Source organism: Sinomonas sp. T428B (assembly GCF_056780155.1).
On sequence record NZ_JBRAZR010000001.1, the window covers coordinates 2,219,669 to 2,239,893 of the forward strand.

Annotated in this window: 18 protein-coding genes and 1 tRNA gene; 8 read left to right on the plus strand and 11 right to left on the minus strand. The window is 71.0% G+C overall.

Features of this window, described 5'->3' with window-relative positions; all coding sequences use genetic code 11:
* The first annotated feature begins 21 nt into the window (after positions 1-21).
* Positions 22-600, plus strand: a complete 579-nt coding sequence (epsC, locus tag ACUYMY_RS10195; protein WP_481705035.1) for a serine O-acetyltransferase EpsC — start codon at positions 22-24, stop codon at positions 598-600.
* Positions 601-713: 113 nt separating this feature from the next.
* Here epsC and gndA read toward each other — a convergent pair whose 3' ends face one another.
* The 4 genes from gndA to ACUYMY_RS10215 form a co-directional block, all read right to left on the minus strand.
* Positions 714-2,150, minus strand: coding sequence for an NADP-dependent phosphogluconate dehydrogenase (gndA, locus tag ACUYMY_RS10200; protein WP_481703452.1), 1,437 nt, complete (start codon positions 2,148-2,150; stop codon positions 714-716).
* Between the two features lie 113 nt (positions 2,151-2,263).
* Positions 2,264-3,295, minus strand: a complete 1,032-nt coding sequence (locus tag ACUYMY_RS10205; RefSeq protein WP_481703453.1) for a zinc-binding dehydrogenase — start codon at positions 3,293-3,295, stop codon at positions 2,264-2,266.
* A 17-nt stretch (positions 3,296-3,312) separates the two neighbouring features.
* Positions 3,313-4,083, minus strand: coding sequence for an SDR family oxidoreductase (locus ACUYMY_RS10210; RefSeq protein ID WP_481705036.1), 771 nt, complete (start codon positions 4,081-4,083; stop codon positions 3,313-3,315).
* A gap of 23 nt (positions 4,084-4,106) precedes the next feature.
* The gene (locus ACUYMY_RS10215) at positions 4,107-5,027 is read right to left on the minus strand and encodes an NAD(P)-dependent oxidoreductase (RefSeq protein ID WP_481703454.1); all 921 of its coding nucleotides are present in this window, start codon (positions 5,025-5,027) and stop codon (positions 4,107-4,109) included.
* A 76-nt stretch (positions 5,028-5,103) separates the two neighbouring features.
* On the opposite strand from ACUYMY_RS10215, the gene ACUYMY_RS10220 reads away from it, so the two are divergent.
* Positions 5,104-6,171, plus strand: a complete 1,068-nt coding sequence (locus tag ACUYMY_RS10220; protein ID WP_481703455.1) for a D-2-hydroxyacid dehydrogenase — start codon at positions 5,104-5,106, stop codon at positions 6,169-6,171.
* Between the two features lie 100 nt (positions 6,172-6,271).
* Here ACUYMY_RS10220 and ACUYMY_RS10225 read toward each other — a convergent pair whose 3' ends face one another.
* From ACUYMY_RS10225 to ACUYMY_RS10245, 5 genes are all read right to left on the minus strand, one after another.
* Complete coding sequence (locus ACUYMY_RS10225) at positions 6,272-7,621, minus strand: MFS transporter (RefSeq protein ID WP_481703456.1); 1,350 nt, start codon at positions 7,619-7,621, stop codon at positions 6,272-6,274.
* A 120-nt stretch (positions 7,622-7,741) separates the two neighbouring features.
* The gene (locus ACUYMY_RS10230) at positions 7,742-8,536 is read right to left on the minus strand and encodes an IclR family transcriptional regulator (RefSeq protein WP_481703457.1); all 795 of its coding nucleotides are present in this window, start codon (positions 8,534-8,536) and stop codon (positions 7,742-7,744) included.
* A 282-nt stretch (positions 8,537-8,818) separates the two neighbouring features.
* Positions 8,819-8,891: transfer RNA gene (locus tag ACUYMY_RS10235), tRNA-Val, on the minus strand.
* Between the two features lie 53 nt (positions 8,892-8,944).
* On the minus strand, positions 8,945-9,442 hold the full coding sequence (locus ACUYMY_RS10240) for a peroxiredoxin (protein ID WP_481703458.1): 498 nt from the start codon (positions 9,440-9,442) through the stop codon (positions 8,945-8,947).
* Positions 9,442-9,858: a DUF3052 domain-containing protein gene (locus ACUYMY_RS10245; RefSeq protein WP_481703459.1), complete on the minus strand. Its 417-nt coding sequence runs from the start codon at positions 9,856-9,858 to the stop codon at positions 9,442-9,444. Before ACUYMY_RS10245 ends, ACUYMY_RS10240 begins: the two co-directional genes overlap by 1 nt.
* A gap of 395 nt (positions 9,859-10,253) precedes the next feature.
* On the opposite strand from ACUYMY_RS10245, the gene aceE reads away from it, so the two are divergent.
* The 6 genes from aceE (at position 10,254) to fabF (ending at position 18,232) form a co-directional block, all read left to right on the plus strand.
* Entirely contained in the window at positions 10,254-12,995 is a 2,742-nt protein-coding gene (aceE, locus tag ACUYMY_RS10250) for a pyruvate dehydrogenase (acetyl-transferring), homodimeric type (RefSeq protein WP_481703460.1), read from the plus strand.
* A 208-nt stretch (positions 12,996-13,203) separates the two neighbouring features.
* Entirely contained in the window at positions 13,204-14,445 is a 1,242-nt protein-coding gene (locus ACUYMY_RS10255) for a PucR family transcriptional regulator (RefSeq protein ID WP_481703461.1), read from the plus strand.
* Positions 14,446-14,550: 105 nt separating this feature from the next.
* Positions 14,551-15,492 carry an ACP S-malonyltransferase gene (locus ACUYMY_RS10260; RefSeq protein ID WP_481703462.1) on the plus strand — a complete coding sequence of 314 codons (942 nt, stop codon included), beginning with the start codon at positions 14,551-14,553 and terminating at the stop codon, positions 15,490-15,492.
* Positions 15,489-16,550 (plus strand): beta-ketoacyl-ACP synthase III, encoded by a 1,062-nt coding sequence (locus tag ACUYMY_RS10265; protein ID WP_481703463.1) that lies wholly within the window; start codon positions 15,489-15,491, stop codon positions 16,548-16,550. The genes ACUYMY_RS10260 and ACUYMY_RS10265 overlap by 4 nt, the downstream gene beginning before the upstream one ends.
* A gap of 106 nt (positions 16,551-16,656) precedes the next feature.
* Positions 16,657-16,902 (plus strand): acyl carrier protein, encoded by a 246-nt coding sequence (locus tag ACUYMY_RS10270; protein WP_481703464.1) that lies wholly within the window; start codon positions 16,657-16,659, stop codon positions 16,900-16,902.
* Between the two features lie 94 nt (positions 16,903-16,996).
* Complete coding sequence (gene fabF, locus ACUYMY_RS10275) at positions 16,997-18,232, plus strand: beta-ketoacyl-ACP synthase II (protein WP_481703465.1); 1,236 nt, start codon at positions 16,997-16,999, stop codon at positions 18,230-18,232.
* A 144-nt stretch (positions 18,233-18,376) separates the two neighbouring features.
* Here the strand turns inward: fabF and ACUYMY_RS10280 are convergent, their stop codons facing one another.
* Positions 18,377-18,880: a DUF3145 domain-containing protein gene (locus ACUYMY_RS10280; protein WP_481703466.1), complete on the minus strand. Its 504-nt coding sequence runs from the start codon at positions 18,878-18,880 to the stop codon at positions 18,377-18,379.
* Positions 18,881-19,144: 264 nt separating this feature from the next.
* Positions 19,145-20,029 (minus strand): tyrosine-type recombinase/integrase, encoded by an 885-nt coding sequence (locus tag ACUYMY_RS10285; RefSeq protein ID WP_481705037.1) that lies wholly within the window; start codon positions 20,027-20,029, stop codon positions 19,145-19,147.
* Between the last annotated feature and the right edge of the window lie 196 nt (positions 20,030-20,225).

Consider the following 20,225-nt stretch of genomic DNA (forward strand, 5'->3'; position numbering starts at 1 on the left):
ACAAAGGACACCGTGTCACTGATCAAACGCACCGTGGCCCGGCTGCGCGAAGACCTTGAGGCCGCGGCCGCCCATGACCCGGCGGCCCGCGGCAACGTCGAGAACTTCTTCGCCTACTCGGGCCTGCACGCCATCTGGATCCACCGCCTCACGCACAAGATGTGGCAGAGGGACGAACTCCGGTTCGCCGCGCGCCTCATCTCCCAGGCCGGGCGGTTCCTGACCGGGATAGAGATCCATCCGGGGGCCAGGATCGGGCGTCGGTTCTTCATCGACCACGGCATGGGCGTCGTCATCGGCGAGACCTCCGAGATCGGCGACGACGTGTTCATGTACCACGGCGTCACGCTCGGCGGCCGCTCGCTCGCGAAGGTCAAGCGGCACCCCACCATCGGCGACGGCGTCACGATCGGGGCGGGCGCCAAGGTCCTGGGCCCGATCACGATCGGCGCCGGGAGCGCGGTGGGCGCCAACGCCGTCGTCGTCAAGGATGCCCCGCCGAACTCGATCGTCACGGGCGTCCCGGCCACGTGGCGGCACCGGGACTCGGCGAAGGAGACGAAGCCGGCCGTGGACCCCGCGGAGTACTACTACATCTGAATCATCCCGCTGTGCCCCCGCCCGTCGCGGCGGGGCGCAGCGCGGGCAGAGACGGCCGAAGGGCCCCCACCGGACGGCGGGGGCCCTTCGGCCGTCTGCGTGATGCGGCGGCGTCAGTGCGTGTCGACGGCGGCGATCTCGGAGCGGTCCTCGCCCCAGAGCGTGTGGAACGTGCCCTCGCCGTCCACGCGCTGGTACGTGTGGGCGCCGAACAGGTCGCGCTGGCCCTGGATCACCGCGGCGGGGAGGCGCTTGCGGCGCAGGCTGTCGTAGTACGCGAGCGACGACGAGAAGACCGGCACCGGGATGCCGAGCTGGACGGCGGTCGCGACGACGCGGCGCCACGCGGGGACGGCCGCGCCCACGGACTCGGCGAACGCCGGGGCGAAGAGGAGGTTCGCGGGCTTGTCCTCGCCCTTGTACGCGGCGGTGATGTCCTTCAGGAGCGCGGCGCGGATGATGCAGCCCGCGCGCCACAGCGAGGCGATCTCGTCGAGCTTGAGCTCCCAGCCGTACTCCTTGGCGGCGCTCGTGAGCATGTCCAGGCCCTGCGCGTAGGAGACGAGCTTCGACGCGTAGAGCGCCTGGCGGACGTCCTCGACGAAGTTCTCGGGGACCTCGACCGCGGCCTCGTGGCCCGCGAGGGTCTCCTGTGCGATGGCGCGCTGGTCCCTCTGCGAGGAGATGCCGCGGGCGAAGACGGACTCGGCGATGCCGGAGACCGGGGAGCCGAGGTCGAGCGCGGACTGGACCGTCCAGCGGCCGGTGCCCTTCTGGCCCGCGGCGTCGACGACGACGTCGACGAACGGCTTGCCCGTCGTCGCGTCGACGTGCTTGAGCACCTCGGCCGTGATCTCGATGAGGAACGAGGAGAGCTCGCCCTGGTTCCACTCCTCGAAGATCGCCGCCTGCTCGGCCGGCTCGATGCCCGCGGCGCTGCGCAGGAGGTCGTAGGCCTCGCCGATGACCTGCATGTCGGCGTACTCGATGCCGTTGTGGACCATCTTGACGAAGTGGCCGGCGCCGTCGGTGCCGACCCACGCGCAGCACGGCTCGCCGTCGGCCTTCGCGGAGATCTTCTCGAGCATCGGGCCGAGGGCCTCGTAGGACTTCTTCGAGCCGCCGGGCATGATCGAGGGGCCGTTGAGGGCGCCCTCCTCGCCGCCGGACACGCCGACGCCCACGAAGTGCAGGCCCTTCTCGGCGAGCGAGGCCTCGCGGCGGCGGGTGTCCTCGTAGTGGGAGTTGCCCGCATCGATGACGATGTCGCCCTCCTCGAGGAGCGGCACGAGCTGCTCGACGACGGCGTCGACCGGCTTGCCGGCCTTGACCATGATGAGGACGCGGCGCGGCTTCTCGAGCGAGTCGACCAGCTCCTGCAGCGTCTCGGTGCGGATGAAGTCGCCCTCGTCGCCGTGCTTGGCCAGGAGCGTGTCGGTCTTCTCCACCGAGCGGTTGTGCAGGGCCACCGTGTATCCGTTGCGGGCGAGGTTCCGGGCCAGGTTCGCGCCCATCACCGCAAGGCCGGTGACGCCGATCTGTGCAGACATGTACTCTCCGTCTCTTCACTGGGGTTCCGCAGACAAGGCTAGTTGACGGCGGAATGGGGGATCACTGTTTGACATCTTATTTCGGCATGCCTCACTTTCGCGCCCCCCTCGGTTCAGAAGCGGAGCAGCACCTTGCCGGAGGCCGAGGAATCACGCGCGACCCCGAACGCCTCGAGCGCGTCCTCGGCCCGGAACTCGTGGGTCACGACGCCCCCAGCCACGAGGGAGCCGTCGCTCAGCGCGGCCAGGACGTCGTCGATCTCGGCGTTGAAGCGGAACGACCCGACGAGCTCGAGCTCGCGCGCGATCGCCAGCGAGACCGGCACCGGCTGGGGGCCCGGGGGAAGGAGGCCGAGCATGATCACGCGGCCGCCCCGGGTCGCACCGCGGAGGGCCGCCGCGAGGCCGTGGTGCGAGCCTGAGGACTCGATGACGACGTCCGCGTCGACGGCGTCGACAGCGTCAGTGTCGGCCGCATCGAGTGCCGCGGTGGCGCCGAGGGCAAGGGCCGCGGCGCGGGGACGCTCGTGGACGTCGGAGACGATGATCTCGCCCGCCCCCGCCCGCCGCAGCACCGCGACAGTCAGCGCTCCGATGGGACCCGCTCCGACGACGAGCACGCGCTTCCCGGCGACGTCTCCCGCGCGCTCGACGGCGTGCCAGGCGACCGCGGCGGGCTCGGCCACGGCAGCGTCGCGCAGCCCCAGGCCCGGGGGCAGGGGCCTCAGCATGCGCGCGGGGAGGGCCGCGTAGCGGGCGAAGGCGCCGTCGGTGTGCGGGCGGCGGGCTGCGCTGCCGAGATAGGTGCAGCCCGGGGAGAGGTTCGGCCGGTCGGCCGGGTACCGTGCTCTGCCATGCCCCGGCGAGGCCGGGTGGACGGCGACCGGCGCGCCCTCGGCGGGGCCCCCGCCGTCGGCCGCGGGCTGCACGACCGTGCCGACGACCTCGTGGCCGAGCACCATGGGCGCTTCGAGGATCGACTCCCCCGCCGCGCCGTGGAGCCAGTAGTGCAGGTCCGAGCCGCAGATGCCCCCGTACTCGATGCGCACGAGCGCCTCGTCCGCGGCGGGCCAGGGCACGGGGCGCTCCTCGACGGCGAGCTGGCCGCCCGGTCGCGCGACGACGGCGATGTTGGCGTGGTCCATGGTTCCTTCCGGGGTGCTCAGACGACGGCGGTCATGCCGCCGTCGACGAAGATCGTCTGGCCGTTGACGAAGGCCGAGGCGTCCGAGGCGAGCCAGACGACGGGGCCGACGAGGTCCTCGACCGTGCCCCAGCGAGCCGCAGGGGTGCGGCCGAGGATCCAGCCGTTGAACTCGGGATCGTCGACGAGCCCCTGGGTCATCTCGGTGTGGATGTAGCCGGGGGCGATCGCATTGACCTGGAGCCCGGCCGAGGCCCACTCCGCCGTCATGGCCCGGGTGAGATTGCGCAGGCCTCCCTTGGCCGCCGTGTACGCGGCGATTGTCGGCCGGGCCAGCTCGGACTGGACCGAGCAGATGTTCACGATCTTGCCCCTGCCCCTCGCGACCATGCCCCGGGCGGCCTCGCGCCCCACGAGGAACGCGCTCGTGAGGTTCGTGTCGAGGACGCGGGACCAGTCGGCCGGGTCGAGGTCGAGCATCGGGACGCGGTGCTGGATGCCCGCGTTGTTCACGAGGATGTCGAGCGGGCCGGCGGCCCCCTCGGCGGCCAGCACGCCGTCGGCGACCGCGGCCGGGTCCGTGATGTCGAAGGCGACCGCGTGCACGCGCCCCGGGCCGTGCACGGCGGCCAGGGCTGCGCGGGCGGCCTCGAGGCGGGCGGGGTCGACGCCGTGGAGGACGACCTGGGCGCCGGCGGCGGCGAGGCCCGAGGCGAGGGCGCGGCCGATGCCCCGGCTCGAGCCGGTGACGAGGGCGGTGCGCCCCGTGAGGTCGAAGGGGGAGGTCATGGTGGTCACGGGGGTTCCGTTCGTCAGCGTGCTTCCGCGGCGTCCTCCGCCGCGGCGAGGCCGCTGCGGACGCGGAGCAGATGGTGGACGACGGCGAGGTCCTCGCCGCCGAGGCCGGCCTCGACGAGGTCGGCGTAGAGCCGCAGGGCCGCCTCGGCGAGCGGCGCCTGCACGCCGCCGGCCACCGCCGCGGCGGTGACGAAGCGCAGGTCCTTGGCCATGAACTGGGCGGGCCCCGTGACGATGTAGTCGCGCGCGGCCATGCGCGGACCGAGCTGGTCGAGCACGCGGCTGCCCGCGAGCCCGCCGGAGAGCGCGGCGAAGAGCTCGCCGGCCTCGATCCCGGCGCTCTCGGCGACGACGGCCGCCTCGGCCAGCGCGGCCGCCGTCGTGCCCACGATGAGCTGGTTGCAGGCCTTGGCGAGGGAGCCGGCCCCGAGGCCGCCGAGGCGCTGGACGCTGCGCGACAGGGGCGCGAAGAGCGGGGCGAGGGCCTCGACGTCGTCCGCGTCCCCGCCGGCCATGATCGCGAGCGTTCCGTCGACGGCGGCCTGCCGCCCCCCGCTCACGGGCGCGTCGACGACGGCGGCGAGCCCGCCGCTCGCGTCCGCGACGTGAGCGCCGAACTCCTTCACGGCGACGGGCGAGACGCTGCTCATGACGACGATGCGGGTGCGGCGCGTGGGCGGGCTGACCCTCCACCCTTCGAGGATCGGGGCGCAGGCTTCCTCGATCATGGGCAGGTCGGGGAGCATGAAGACAACGGTGTCGAGGCCGGCGAGCTGCGAGGTCGCCTCCACCGGCGTGCCGCCGGCGCCCGCGAAGGCCTCGAGAGCGGCGGCGGACCTGTTCCAGCCGTGGACCTCCCAGCCGGCGCCGAGGAGGCGTGCCGCCATGGGCCCTCCCATGAGTCCCAGTCCGACGAATCCGGCCTTCAGCGCCATTGCCCTCTCCTTCTCGTGCCTCGTGGGCCGCCTATGCAACCTCACGAAATGTTCAGCATCCTATCCATCATTCAGTATGATGAACAACATGACTCATGCAACCCTCAGGGTGGCCATCGCCGTCCCCCTCGAAGAAGAGCACGTGGCCCAGATCGGCGCCGTGGATCCCGCGGTGACCGTCCTCTACGAGCCGGACCTGCTCCCGCCCGAGCGCTTCCCCGCCGACCACTCCGGCGACCCGGCCTTCCGCCGCACCCCCGAGCAGGAGGAGCGGTACTGGAAGCTCGTCAACTCCGCGGACGTGCTCTACGGCTTCCCGAACGAGTCTCCCGCCGGCTTCGCCCGCGTCGTGGCCGAGAACCCGTCGCTGCGCTGGGTCCACGCCATGGCCGCCGGGGCCGGCGGGGCCGTCAAGGCCTCCGGGGTCCCGCAGGCGGACCTCGAGCGCGTGATGGTCACGACGTCGGCAGGTGTGCATGCCCTCCCCCTCGCCGAGTTCGCCGTCATGGGCATCCTCAACGGCTTCAAGCGGACCGCGGAGATGGCGCAGGACCAGCGCGAGCGGCACTGGCCTGCGCTGCGCATCCCCACCCGCCTGGCCTCGGGCTCGCACGTCGTGGTGTCCGGGCTCGGAGAGATCGGCCTCGAGACGGCCCGCCTCTGCCGCGCTCTCGGCCTGCGCGTGAGCGGGACGAAGCGGTCGGTCGCGCCCATCGAGGGCATCGAGCGCGTGGCCGCGAGCGAGGACCTGCCGTCTCTGGTCGCGACGGCGGACGCCCTCGTGAACACGCTGCCCGGCACCCCCTACACCGAGCGCCTCATCGGCCGGGAGGTGTTCGCCGGCATGCGTCCGGGGACCGTGCTCGTGAACGTCGGCCGCGGGACGGTCGTGGACGAGGAGGCACTGCTTGAGGCCCTCGAGTCCGGACAGGTCGGATACGCGTGCCTCGACGTGTTCGCCGTCGAGCCGCTCCCCGTGGACAGCCCCCTGTGGTCCCACCCGCGCGTCATGGTCTCGCCGCACACCTCGGCGCTCAGCGTCGCGGAGAACCGCCTCATCGCCGAGCGCTTCCAGGACAACCTCCGCCGCTTCCTCGACGGCCGCGAGCTCCCCCATCGTGTGGACCCGGTCCACTTCTACTGATCGCGCGTGGACCCGGTCCACTTCCACTGATCGTCAGCAGCCCCGAGGGCCCGGCACCGCATTGGCGCCGGGCCCTCGTTGTGGGATTGGGCGAGAGGGCTCAGGCGCCGTCCTCGAGGAGCGCCAGGTCGCGCCCGCGCGTCTCCCGGAGCGCGAACGTCGTCGCGAAGGTGATGAGGGAGAGCGCGAGGGAGAAGCCGGCGAGCACGGTCCAGGAGTTCCCCGTGGCCTCGAGCGCCATGGCGATGAGCACCGGGACGAGACCCGAGGCGAGCATCGCGGAGATCTCGCGGCTCAGCGCGACGCCGGTGAAGCGGTGGCTCGCGCCGAACATCTCCGGCAGGAGGGCGCACTGCGGCCCGAGCATCGACTGCACGCCCAGGCCGATGCCCACGGTGACGACGACGATGACGAGCCAGACCTGCCCGAGCGTCAGCAGGTAGAACGCCGGGAAGGCGATCACGGCCTGGAACAGGGCGCCGTAGCGGTAGACCGGGACGCGGCCATAGCGGTCGGAGAGCCATCCGAAGAGCACGACGGCGATGACGGAGACTGCGGCGGCGACGAGGAGCGAGGCCGGGCCGAGGGTCTTGTTGTCCTTGTAGACCGCAAGCGTGCCGAGGAACGAGACGGTCAGCGCTGAGAAGATGGAGGAGTTCCCGTTCTCCGCCATGCGGATGCCGATGCCCTTGAGCACGGCCCACTTCGAGCTGCGCCACACCGCTCCCACGGGGTTCTTGACGACGTCCTTGTGCTTCTCGAGCTCCTGGAAGACCGGGGTTTCCTTGAGCTTGAGCCGGATGACGACGGCGACGACGATCAGGATGAAGGACGAGAGGAAGGGCACGCGCCACAGCCAGTCCTGGACGATCTGCGGCTCGACGAGCCCCATGAGCGCGAACGTGCCCGCCCCGAGGAGCGTGCCGAGCTGGATGCCCACGAAGGGCAGCGCGGCGAAGAAGCCGCGCCGGCGCGATGGCGCCACCTCGGAGATGAGGGTCGTGGCGCCTGCCTGCTCGGCGCCGGCGCCGAGGCCCTGCAGGATGCGCAGCGCGACCAGGAGGATCGGCGCGGCCGCGCCGATCTGGCTGTAGGTCGGGAGGAAGCCGATGAGGAAGGACGCCGATCCCATGAGCGCGATGGTGCTCAGGAGGACGACCTTCCGCCCCCACCGGTCGCCGATGAACCCGAAGAGCACGCCGCCCAGCGGCCTGGCGACGTAGGCGATGCCGAAGGTCGCGAAGCTCGCGATGACCTTCGCGTCGCCGAACGGGGCGAAGAAGAGGGGCGCGAACACGAGCGCCGTGGCGAGGCCGAAGATGTAGAAGTCGTAGTACTCGAGGGCCGAGCCGATGGAGCTCGCGAGCGTCGCCCGCTTGAGCTGGTCGGGATCGACGCGGGCGTCCTGGGCGTCCGCGTCGACGGGCGTGCCGAGATCCCTGGTGTGCATGTGTACTCCTTTGGACGCGCCCCTGCGAGAGGGGCGAACACCTCAGTGCGGCATGAAGCCGATCACTCTAGTGAACACAGTACAAGATTCTGAACTGCCGTCCAATGAAGTGAAAAGGGTTCAGCCCATCGGATTTCCGAGGACCTTGGCGAGGTCCTTGAGCTCCGCGACCATGGCCTCCTTGGCCTCCTCGGTGAACGTGGCCTTGAGGTAGGTCACGGAGACGCCGAGGCTCGGGCCGTGCGCCCCGCGCGTCGGCACGGGCACGCCGAGGCACACGACGCCGATGGCCGACTCCTCGTCCTCGAAGGCGAAGCCCTGCTCCTTGATAGTGCGCAGCTGCGCCTTGAGCTCCGCCCCGGTCCTGATGGAGTGCTCCGTGAGGACGGGCAGCTGCGCGTCATCGGGGAACATCTCCTCCCAGTCGCGCTCGTGCAGGCGGGCCAGGAGCGCCTTGCCCACCGCGGAGAGGGAGGCGGGCATGCGGTCCCCGATGGCAGAGGTGAGGCGCACCGCGGGATGGCCCTCGTAGCGGGCCAGGTAGATGATCTGGTCGCCGTCCAGGAGCGCGATCCGCACCGTCTGGCGCGCGAGGGCCTCGGACTGGGCGCAGAAGCGGTAGAACTCCTGGATCTCGTCCCGCCGGCTCAGATATGCAGCGCCGAGCTCGACGAGCTTGCGGCCCAGCGAGAATTCGGAGCCCTCGCGGGTGACGAGCCTCGACTCCTCGAGCGCTGCCAGCAGGTTCGACGTCGACGACTTCGGGATGCCGAGCTCCCTGGCGAGGTCGCTGAGCGTCACCCTGCCGCTCGGCGCCGCAGCGAGGACGTCGAGCAGGGCAGCCGCCCGCAGAACCGCCGGCGCTGCAGACGGTGACGAGGTGGACTGCGCCGCGGACGAGGCTGTGACCGCCATGGTGCTCCCTTGAAATAAGTTCACTCTGCTGAACGAGATACATCATAGTGGCGCGGCCTCGAGCGGCGCCGCTGCGGAAAGCACCGAAGGAAGATTGCACACACGTGTTTGATTTCGGGGGCCGTTCACCCTATATTCAAGTCAGAGCCTCCCGCCGCGGCGAACCCCCCAATGGTCGCGGCGGGAGGCTCGTTCCATGCCCGGGCGCCTCGGCCTCCCGCGCGTCCACCCGGAAACGGCAGGAGCCCGCCGCACTCTCCAGGAATGCGACGAGCTTGGCAGTGGGTCCTACCGGGATCGAACCGATGACATCCACGGTGTAAGCGTGGCGCTCTACCAGCTGAGCTAAAGACCCGTTCGCCGGCTGCTGTGCGCCGCCGGCGGTGTTCCACTCTACCGCACGCCGAGCTACGCCCCGGCGACCCCGGCCTGCTTTGTGATTTCTTGAAGGGCTGCCCGGTACTCGGCGAGCTCCCTCGCCTGGCCCCGAGGGTTCACGACGCGGTAGCGGACGGCGCCCTCGGCGTCGAGGATGAACGTCCCGCGCAGGGCCATGCCGCTCTCCTCGTCGAAGACCCCGTAGCTGCGTGCGACCTCGCCGTGCGGCCAGAAGTCGGAGAGGAGCGGGAACGCGTATCCCTCGGCCGACGCGTAGGCGCGCAGCGCGAACTTGCTGTCGACCGAGACGGCGAGCACCTCGGCGTCGACCGCGGCGAAGGCATCCCACGCGTCGCGCACCTCGCACAGCTCGCCGGTGCAGATGCCCGAGAAGGCGAACGGGTAGAACAGCACGACGACGGGGCGCCCACGGTAGGAGGAAAGCCGGACCGGCTCTCCGAACTGGCTGGGCAGCTCGAAGTCAGGCGCCGTGCTGCCCAGCTCGGGCACGGCGGGGCGAGCCTGCACTACTGCTTCTTCCGGACGAGGCGCGTGGCGCTCCAGTCCTTGGAGACGCCGACAGACGACGTCGAGTGGAGGCCTGCCGTGGGGGCCGACTCCTGGACCTCCATGGGCCGCACATGGCCGTCGCGCCCCTGCTTGGGCGTGAGGAGCCAGATGACGCCGGAGTCGCCGAGGGTGGTCTGGGCGTCGACGAGCATGTCGACGAGGTCGCCGTCGCCGTCGCGCCACCACACGATGACACCGTCGACGACCTCGTGGTCGTCCTCATCGAGGAGGTCGGAGCCGACCCCTTCCTCGATCGCGTCGCGCAGGCCGAAGTCCACGTCCTCGTCGTAGCCGAACTCCTGGATCAGGTCTCCATCCTTGAAACCCAATCGCGCCGCCACATTGCTATCCGCGGCGGTGTCGGTCTCGCCCACGTCTTCCTCCTCGTGCCGTTGCGTGCAAGCGGCGGCCCTGACGCGCCTTCTCCCTGGAAGGTCCGCGCCGGCGGGGTCGCCGTTGCTACAAGCCAACACCGTTTGTCCCTTGGCTTCAAGCGCGCAGCACCGTGAAGGCCCGTCAAACGGGGCGAAAGGCGCCTGCCGCGGGCCCCGTCGGACGTGGCGCAACAATGGCAGTCGGGCTGGTATCCCACTACGCATCGTTGGCCCCCGCGACTAGAGTGTGGCGTGAGTGCCAGCCTGGCCGCAGAACCCGACAGCCACCAGGGCGCTCAGAACGAAGGCCCTGCACGCACAGGGCGCAGCGACAACACTGCCCGCCGTCCGGCTGCCACCAGCGCCGGCCACCGGGCTCGAAGAGAGGTTTGGACGTGTCTGTAGGAGAAGAGACCTCGCACATCCTGAGTGGCCTGACCAACCAGCTCCCGGACCGTGACCCCGAGGAGACGGCGGAATGGATCGAGTCGCTTGACTCGCTGATCGAGGAGCGCGGCACAGCACGCGCGCAGTACATCATGCGCAGCCTCCTGCAGCGCGCCGGTGCTCAGAGCGTGGGCGTCCCGATGGTGACGACGACCGACTACGTGAACACGATTCCCGCAGACCAGGAGCCGGAGTTCCCGGGCGACGAGGAGTTGGAGCGCCGCTACCGCGCCTACATGCGCTGGAACGCGGCGATCATGGTCCACCGCGGCCAGCGGCCGGGCATCGGGGTCGGCGGCCACATCTCGACCTACGCCGGCGCTGCCACGCTCTACGAGGTCGGCTTCAACCACTTCTTCCGCGGCAAGGACCACCCCGGCGGAGGCGACCAGGTCTTCTTCCAGGGCCACGCCTCCCCCGGCATGTACGCGCGGGCGTTCATGGAGGGCCGCCTGAGCGAGCAGGACCTCGACGGCTTCCGCCAGGAGAAGTCCCGCGAGGGCCATGCGCTCTCCTCCTACCCGCACCCGCGGATGATGCCGGAGTTCTGGGAGTTCCCGACCGTCTCCATGGGCATCGGCCCCATGAACGCGATCTACCAGGCGCAGTCCAACAAGTACCTGCACAACCGCGGGATCAAGGACACCGCCGACCAGCACGTCTGGGCCTTCCTCGGCGACGGCGAGATGGACGAACCCGAGAGCCGCGGCCTGCTCCAGCTCGCGGCCAACGACAACCTGGACAACCTGACCTTCGTCGTCAACTGCAACCTGCAGCGCCTCGACGGCCCGGTGCGCGGCAACGGCAAGATCGTCCAGGAGCTCGAGGCGTTCTTCCGCGGCGCCGGCTGGAACGTGATCAAGGTCCTTTGGGGCCGCGAGTGGGACGCCCTGCTCGCCAAGGACAAGCAGGGCCACCTCGTCGACATCATGAACTCGACGCTCGACGGGGACTTCCAGACGTACAAGGCCGAGTCGGGCGGGTTCGTGCGCGAGCACTTCTTCGGCAAGACCCCCGAGACGAAGGAGCTCGTCGCGGACTTGAGCGATGAGGACATCTGGAACCTCAAGCGCGGCGGGCACGACTACTGGAAGGTCTACGCGGCCTACAAGGCGGCGACGGAGTTCAAGGGCAAGCCCACGGTCATCCTCGCGAAGACGGTCAAGGGCTACGGCCTCGGCCCGCACTTCGAGGCGCGCAACGCGACGCACCAGATGAAGAAGCTCACGCTCCAGGACCTCAAGGACTTCCGCGACCACCTGCGGATCCCGATCTCCGACGAGCAGCTCGAGGCGGACCCGTACCGCCCGCCGTACTACCACCCGGGCCAGGACGCCCCCGAGATCCAGTACATGATGGAGCGCCGCAAGGCCCTCGGCGGCTTCCTCCCGGAGCGCCGCGACGCCGCCACGGCCGTGGCCCTCCCGGGTGAGAAGTCCTACGAGGTCGCCAAGCGCGGCTCCGGCAAGCAGCAGGCCGCGACCACCATGGCCTTCGTGCGCCTGCTCAAGGACCTCATGCGGGACAAGGAGTTCGGCTACCGGATCGTGCCGATCATCCCCGACGAGGCGCGCACGTTCGGCATGGACGCGTTCTTCCCGACGGCGAAGATCTACAACCCCAAGGGCCAGAACTACCTCTCCGTCGACCGCGACCTCGTGCTCGCGTACAAGGAGTCCCCGGCCGGGCAGATCGTCCACGTGGGCATCAACGAGGCCGGCTCGATCGCGGCGTTCACCGCCGCAGGCACCTCGTACGCCACCCACGGCGAGGCTCTCGTGCCGATCTACGTCTTCTACTCGATGTTCGGCTTCCAGCGCACGGGAGACGGCATCTGGGCGGCGGCGGACCAGATGACGCGCGGCTTCATCATCGGCGCGACCGCGGGCCGCACGACGCTGACGGGCGAGGGCACGCAGCACGCCGACGGCCACTCCCCCATCCTCGCGTCGACGAACCCCGCGGTCATCACGTATGACCCGGCGTACGGCTACGAGATCGGGCACATCGTGCGCGCGGGCCTCGAGCGGATGTACGGCGGCGCCCACGAGGACCCGAACGTCATGTACTACCTCACGGTGTACAACGAGCCGATCGTCCAGCCGGCCGAGCCGGAGGAGCTCGACGTCGACGGCCTGCTCAAGGGCATCTACCTCCTCGCCCCGGCGAAGGTCGACGGCCCGCGCACCCAGCTGCTCGCCTCGGGCGTGGCCGTGCCGTGGGCCCTCGAGGCCCAGCAGATCCTCGCGGACGAGTGGGGCGTCTCCGCCGACGTGTGGAGCGTGACGTCCTGGAACGAGCTGCGCCGCGACGGCCTGGCCGCCGAGGAGGAGGCGTTCCTCAACCCGGGCCAGGAGGCCCGCGTGCCGTTCGTGACCCAGCAGCTCGCCGGAGCAACGGGCCCGATCGTGGCTGTCTCGGACTACATGAAGGCCGTGCCCGACCAGATCCGCCAGTTCCTGCCGAACGAGTTCGCGACCCTGGGCGCCGATGACTTCGGCTTCGCCGACACGCGTGCCGCGGCCCGCCGGTACTTCAAGATCGACTCGCACTCGATCGTGGTCCGCGCGCTGCAGATGCTCGCGCGCCGCGGCGAGGTCGACGCCGAGGCCCCGCGCCAGGCGTTCGACAAGTACCAGCTCCTGGACGTCAACGCCGGCACGACCGGCAACGCCGGCGGCGAGAGCTAACCGGCAGAACAGGGCCGGCGAGAGCTGACTCGAAGCCCGGCCAGGCAACCACAGACGACGGCGGCCCTCCCCACCCACGGGGAGGGCCGCCGTCGTCCGTGGCGGCGCCGCCGCCAGCGGAGGGCCACCGCCGTGTGAGACCGCGCACCGCACCTTGTAGCCTTCGCACAAAATGCGCCCGCGCGGCGGGCTCGCCTATGCTCGTGCCATGGCCCAGCCGCAGCACCCCCCCGGCAGCGCGCCGAACGGCAAGCTCACGATCTCCCCCGCGAAGGCGGAGACCATCAAGAAGCTGCGCGCGAACGTCGGCCAGCTCTCGACGACGACGATGCGGGAGCTCGAGCGGGTCCTGCCCTGGTACGGCCGGCTCAGCGCCGACGAGCGCTCGGCGCTCGGGCTCGTCGCGCAGAACGGCATCGCGGCGTTCGTGACGTGGTACGAGCGGCCGACCCTGCCCTCGTGGATCCTCTCTGACGTGTTCGGCAACGCCCCGACCGAGCTCACACGCTCCATCAGCCTGCAGAAGGCGCTCCAGCTCATCCGGATCGTGGTCGAGGCCGTCGAGGACCAGGTGCCGCACCTCGCTCCGGAGGAGGACCAGCCCGCGCTGCGGGAGGCTGTCCTGCGCTACTCGCGCGAGGTGGCCTTCGCCGCGGCCGACGTGTACGCCCGCGCCGCCGAGACCCGCGGGTCGTGGGACACGCGCCTCGAGGCCCTCATCGTCGACGCCATCCTGCGGGGCGAGAACACCGACGCGCTCCGCTCGCGCATCGCCGCGCTGGGCTGGAAGGCGCAGGAGCGGTTCACCGTCATGGTGGGCAGCTCGCCGCTCGAGCCGAGCCCGACCTATGTCGGCGAGCTCCGGCGGCTCGCCGGCCGCTACGCACAGGACGCCCTCGTGGGCATCCAGGGCGACCGGCTCATCCTCATCCTCGGCGGGCTCGAGGACCCGCCGGGGGCCATGGCGCGCCTCGCGGAGCTCTTCGCCCCGGGCCCGGTCGTGTTCGGCCCTGAGGCGGGGACGCTGCTCGAGGCCAGCACGTCCGCGCAGGCGGCCTTCGCGGGACTCTCGGCCGCTCGGGCGTGGCCGAACGCCCCGCGCCCGGTCGCCGCGGACGACCTGCTCCCGGAGCGCGTCGTCGCGGGGGACGACGCCGCCCGGCGGGCCCTCGTGCAGAAGATCTACCGGCCGCTCATGGCGGCGTCGAACGGCCTCGTCGAGACCCTCAGCGCCTACTTCGAGCTCGGGCACTCGCTCGAGGCGACCGCGCGGGAGCTCTTCGTCCACGCCAACACGGTCCGGTACCGGCTGCGCAGGGTGTGCGACGTGACGGGCTGGGACCCCCTCCTGCCGCGGGAGGCCTTCGTCCTGCAGACAGCGCTCGTCGTCGGCCGGCTCTCGGCGCCCTCGAGGGCCTCCTCCGAACGCCCCGCCGGACGGTCCGCCTGAGGGCCCGCAACCCGGAAGGCGTTGTAGACTTCCCACAAATCGCGTTCTGGAGCTTGGTACACGAGCCCTCCGCTCGGACGCCCCCCGATTTGGAAAGCTGGATACGTGCTAGCAATTGTCTGCCCTGGACAGGGCTCCCAGACGCCCGGATTCCTGGCTCCGTGGCTTGAGGTCCCCGCCGTCGCAGAGCGCCTCGGCGCCCTGGGCGAGGTCGCGGGCCTGGATCTCGTGGCCCACGGCACCACCTCGGACGAGGAGACCATCAAGGACACCGCTGTAGCGCAGCCGCTCATCGTCGCTGCCGGCATCGTCGCAGCCGAGACCCTCTTCGACGTCGAGCTCAGCGAGCTGCCCGTGGTCCTGGCAGGCCACTCGGTCGGCGAGATCACCGCATCCGCCCTCGCAGGCGTGCTGACCCCCGAGGACGCGATGCGCTTCGTGTCGGTGCGCGCGCAGGGCATGGCGCGGGCCGCGGCCGTGACGCCGACGGGGATGAGTGCCGTCCTCGGCGGCGAACCGCAGGAGGTCCTCGACGCCATCGCCGCCACCGGCGCGGTGCCGGCCAACGTCAACGGCGGTGGCCAGGTCGTGGCGGCAGGGACGTTCGAGCAGCTGCAGGCGCTCGCGGACAACCCGCCGGCGAAGGCCCGCATCGTCCCGCTCAAGGTCGCCGGCGCCTTCCACACGCAGCACATGGCCCCGGCCGTCGCCGCGCTCTCCGAGCTCCGGCCGAGCCTCGGCATCTCGGAGCCTCAGGTTCCGCTCCTGTCCAACTTCGACGGCCAGGAGGTCGCCTCGGGCGGCGCGGCCGTCGACAGCCTCATCGAGCAGGTCTCGCGCCCGGTCCGCTGGGATCTCTGCATGGAGACGCTCGCAGCCAAGGGCGTGACGGGCGTGATCGAGCTCGCGCCGGCGGGCACGCTCGTCGGACTGGCCAAGCGCGGGATGAAGGGCGTCAAGACCGTCGCGGTCAAGACCCCGGGCGATCTCGACGCGGCGCTGGCCCTCTTCGCGGCCGACGCCGAACGCGCCGAGGAGAACGTATGACGGCCCCGGTCCTGGCGCAGGCCCAGGTCAACGAGCACTCGCGGATCCTCGGCATCGGCGCCTACCGCCCCTCGATCACCGTCACGAACGACGACGTGTGCCAGTGGATCGACTCCTCCGACGAGTGGATCCGCCAGCGCACCGGCATCGTCACGCGCCATCGGGCCCCCGCCGACGTGAGCGTCATCGACATGGCGGAGGGCGCGTCCCGCGAGGCCCTCGCCGCCGCGGGGATCGACGGAGCCCAGCTCGGCGCCGTCATCGTCTCGACCGTGACGCACCCGTACGCGACGCCGTCGGCCGCCGCCCAGCTCGCCGACCGCCTCGACGCGACGCCCGCGCCGGCCTACGACATCTCCGCGGCGTGCGCCGGCTACTGCTACGGGGTCGCCCAGGCTGACGCGCTCGTCCGCTCCGGCGCCGCCGAGTACGTCCTCGTCGTGGGGACAGAGAAGCTGAGCGACTTCATCGACAACACCGAGCGCACGATCTCCTTCCTGCTCGGCGACGGTGCGGGCGCCGTCGTCGTCGGCCCCTCCGAGACCCCCGGGATCGGGCCCTCGGTGTGGGGCTCCGACGGGAGCAAGTGGGGCACGATCGGCATGACCCACTCGCTGCTCGACGTGCGGGACCTCTCGGACGAGGCCGAGCGCGACGGCGCCGGCAACGCGGCCGCCGTGCTGGGCACCGAGGCCAAGATCTGGCCGACGCTGCGCCAGGACGGCCAGTCCGTGTTCCGCTGGGCCGTGTGGGAGATGGCCAAGGTCGCGAAGCGGGCCCTCGACGTCGCCGGCGTCGGCCCCGAGGACATCTCCGCCTTCGTCCCGCACCAGGCGAACATGCGGATCATCGACGAGATGGTCAAGCAGCTCAAGCTTCCGGAGTCGGTGGTCGTGGCGCGCGACATCGCGGACGCGGGCAACACCTCCGCGGCCTCGATCCCGCTCGCCGCCCACAGGCTCCTGAAGGAGAACCCGGAGCTCAGCGGCACGCTGGCCCTCCAGATCGGCTTCGGCGCGGGCCTCGTGTTCGGCGCCCAGGTCGTCGTCCTCCCCTGAGACCGGGGTGCCCCGCCTGGCCGGGGCACCGTCAAAGCCAGGCCGCACGAGCGGCCGGGAACCCTGATCCGGCTGATCCGCCGGCACACCGAGAAAAGGAGCCGACATGGCAAGCAACGAAGAGATCCTCGCCGGTCTGGCCGAGATCATCAACGAGGAGACGGGCCTGGCCACCGAGGCCGTCGAGCTCAACAAGTCCTTCACGGACGACCTCGACATCGACTCGATCTCGATGATGACCATCGTGGTCAACGCTGAGGAGAAGTTCGGCGTCCGCATCCCCGACGAGGAGGTCAAGAACCTCTCGACCGTGGGAGACGCCGTCGACTTCATCTCCAAGGCCCAGGCCTAGGGCTTTCCCAGCGGCCGGTGCCCACGGCACCGGCCGCTGACCTGACCTGCCAGCTCCGGCTGGCCCGACGCGATTACACGTGAAAGAGCGAAGCATGGCGCGCAAAGTTGTTGTGACCGGCCTGGGAGCCACGACGCCCATCGGCGGCGATGTCCCGACCCTGTGGCAGAACGCCCTCAAGGGCGTCTCGGGCGTCCGCAGGCTGACCGACGACTGGGTGGAGCAGTTCGATCTTCCCGTCAAGATCGCCGCCAGGCTCACCGTCCCGGCCGAAGAGGTCCTCAGCCGCGTCGAGATGAAGCGAATGGACCCCTCAACCCAGTACGGCGTCATCGCCGCCCGCGAGGCGTGGAAGGACGCCGGGATCGAGAACGTCGACCACGACCGCCTCGCGGTCGCCTTCGCGACCGGCATCGGGGGCGTCTGGACGCTCCTGAACGGCTGGGACACGCTCAAGGAGAAGGGCCCGCGCCGTGTCCTGCCGATGACCGTGCCGATGCTCATGCCGAACGGCGTCGCCGCCGCCGTGAGCCTCGACCTCGGCGCGCGTGCCGGTGCCCACACCCCGGTCTCCGCGTGCGCCTCCGGCACGGAGGCGATGAGCGTGGGCCAGGAGCTCATCCGCTCGGGCAAGGCCGACGTCGTGATGGTCGGCGGCGCCGAGGCCGCCATCCACCCCATGCCCATCGCGTCGTTCGCCTCAATGCAGGCGCTCTCCAAGCGCAACGACGACCCCGAGGCTGCTTCGCGCCCCTACGACATCGACCGCGACGGCTTCGTCATGGGCGAGGGCGCCGGCGCGCTCGTCCTCGAGGCCGAGGAGCACGCCGTCGCCCGCGGCGCGAGGATCTACGCCGAGCTGGCCGGCACGTCGGTGACCGCCGACGCCTACCACATCACGGCCCCGGACCCCGAGGGCCTCGGCGCGACCCGCGCCCTCAAGGCGGCCATGTTCGACGCCCGGGTCCAGCCCGAGGACATCGTCCACGTCAACGCGCATGCGACGTCGACCCCCGTCGGTGACAAGCCCGAGTACACCGCCCTCAAGGCCGCCCTCGGCTCGCACGTGGACAACGTCGCTGTCTCGGCCACGAAGTCGCAGATGGGCCACCTCCTCGGCGCCTCCGGTGCGGTCGAGGCGGTGCTCACCGTCCTCGCCGTCAACGAGCGCAGGGCCCCCGCGACCATCAACCTGGACAACCAGGACCCGGAGATCCCGCTGGACGTCGTGACGTCGGCACGCGATCTGCCGCAAGGCGACATCGTGGCCCTCAGCAACTCCTTCGGGTTCGGCGGCCACAACGCGGTCATCGTGATCCGCAGCCGCTGAGCCGTCTGATGCCCCGCCCGGAGGGGGCGGCGCAGACACAGAACAGCACTGGGCCCGCCGAGAGGCGGGCCCAGTGCTGTTCTGTGTTGAAGCAGTGCTGTTCTGCAAGGAGGTGCCCGCAGCGGGCCGCGGGAGCGTGGAGGGTCAGCCGACTCGGTGGAGCCAGCGGACGGGCGCGCCCTCCGCGGCGTGGCGGAAGGGTTCGAGCTCCTCGTCCCAGGCCTCGCCGAGGGCGAGGGAAAGCTCGTGGAACACGACTGCAGGGTCGCCGCCTCCGGCCTCGTAGGCGTAGCGCACCCGGTCCTCGGAGATCACGATGTTCCCGTGAACGTCGGTCATGGCATGGAAGATGCCCAGCTCTGGCGTGTGCGACCATCTGGCCCCGTCGACGCCGGGGCTCGGCTCCTCGGTGACCTCGTAGCGCAGGTGGGCCCAGCCGCGGAGCGCGGAGGCGAGCTGCGCGCCGGTGCCGGGGGCGCCTATCCAGGAGAGCTCGGCACGGAACATTCCCGGAGCGGCAGGCTGTGCCGTCCAGTCGAGGTCAGTCCGCTTGTCGACGACCGAGCCGATGGCCCACTCAACGTGGGGGCACAGCGCGCTCGGTGCCGAGTGCACGAACAGCAGACCACGCGTCATCACTGCAGACATTCCATCCTCCATCGCTGCCGGTACGTCTTCCCCTACGACCGTCAGCGGGCGGTGCCCAGCGACCCACGTGTATGCAGTTGTCCTCCGGCCCGGGTCCTGGCGGACGCCGAAACCGGCGGTTCGCGACCATTCTGCCGTACGACCTGACGCCCGCGCCAGTGCGCCGTGCCGTAAATGCCGCATCGACCTACCGGCCGGTCACCCCTGCTGTCCTGCGGTCAGTCACGGTTCGCGCGCCGCTCGTCCCCGGCCCGGGCCTTGATCTCAGGCCCGCGGATGGGAGGCCTGGTAGCTCGCGCGCAGCCGCTCGACGGAGACATGCGTGTAGAGCTGGGTCGTGGCCAGGCTCGCGTGGCCCAGGATCTCCTGCACGCTCCGCAGGTCCGCTCCACCGTCGAGGAGGTGGGTCGCCGCAGTGTGCCGCAGCGCGTGGGGCCCGCTGGCCGACGTATCGCCCAGTCCGCGGAGGGCGCGGTCGACGATCTCGCGCGCCTGCCGCTGGCCGAGCCGGCCCCCACGGCGGCCCAGGAAGAGGGCAGGTCCGCTCCCCAGGGTTGCGAGCCGTCCGCGCAGGGCCAGCCAGCGCCGGAGGGCCTGTTCCGCGGGGACGCCGAAGGGAACGCTGCGCTCCTTGTTGCCCTTGCCGAGCACGCGCAGCATGCGCCTGTCCAGGTCGACGTCGTCGACGTCGAGCCCGACCAGCTCCCCGATTCTCGCCCCGGACGCGTAGAGGAGTTCGACGACGGCGAGGTCCCTCGCGGGGACGGGGTCGCCTTCGACCGCCGATGAACGTGCGTGGGCATCGAGGGTGCCCACGAGCCGTTCCACCTGTCCCCGGTGGAGGACCTCTGGCAGGTGCCGTTCGCGCTTGGGTGCCAGGAGGCGCAATGCCGGGTCGGCCTGGACCAGGCCCTCCCGGTGGGCCCACGCCGTGAACGACCTCGCCGCGGCCGCCCGGCGCGCCACCGTCGACCGGGCGAGGCCCGCCTCGCTCTGGCGCCCGAGCCAGCGGCGCAGCATGGCGAGGTCGAGGTCGGCGAGGACGGATGCGCCGTCCTCCGCCGCGGCAGCGAGGAGCGAGCGGAGGTCGGATTCATAGGCGCGCAGGGTGTGCTGGGACCGTCCTCGTCCGAGGCCAAGATGCCGGATGAAGTCCCGGAGCGGCCCCTCGAGGCCCTCGGGGAGGCGCCACCAACGGTCAGTGCCTGTCCGGTCGGCGCCCGTTCCCTCAGCGTCCGTTCCCTCAGCGCCTGTCCGGTCGGCGTCCGTTCCCTCGGCATCTGTTCCCTCGGCGTCTGTTCTCACTGGGTCACTCTCGCGCGTGCCTCGAGCCCGGGCAAGGCGA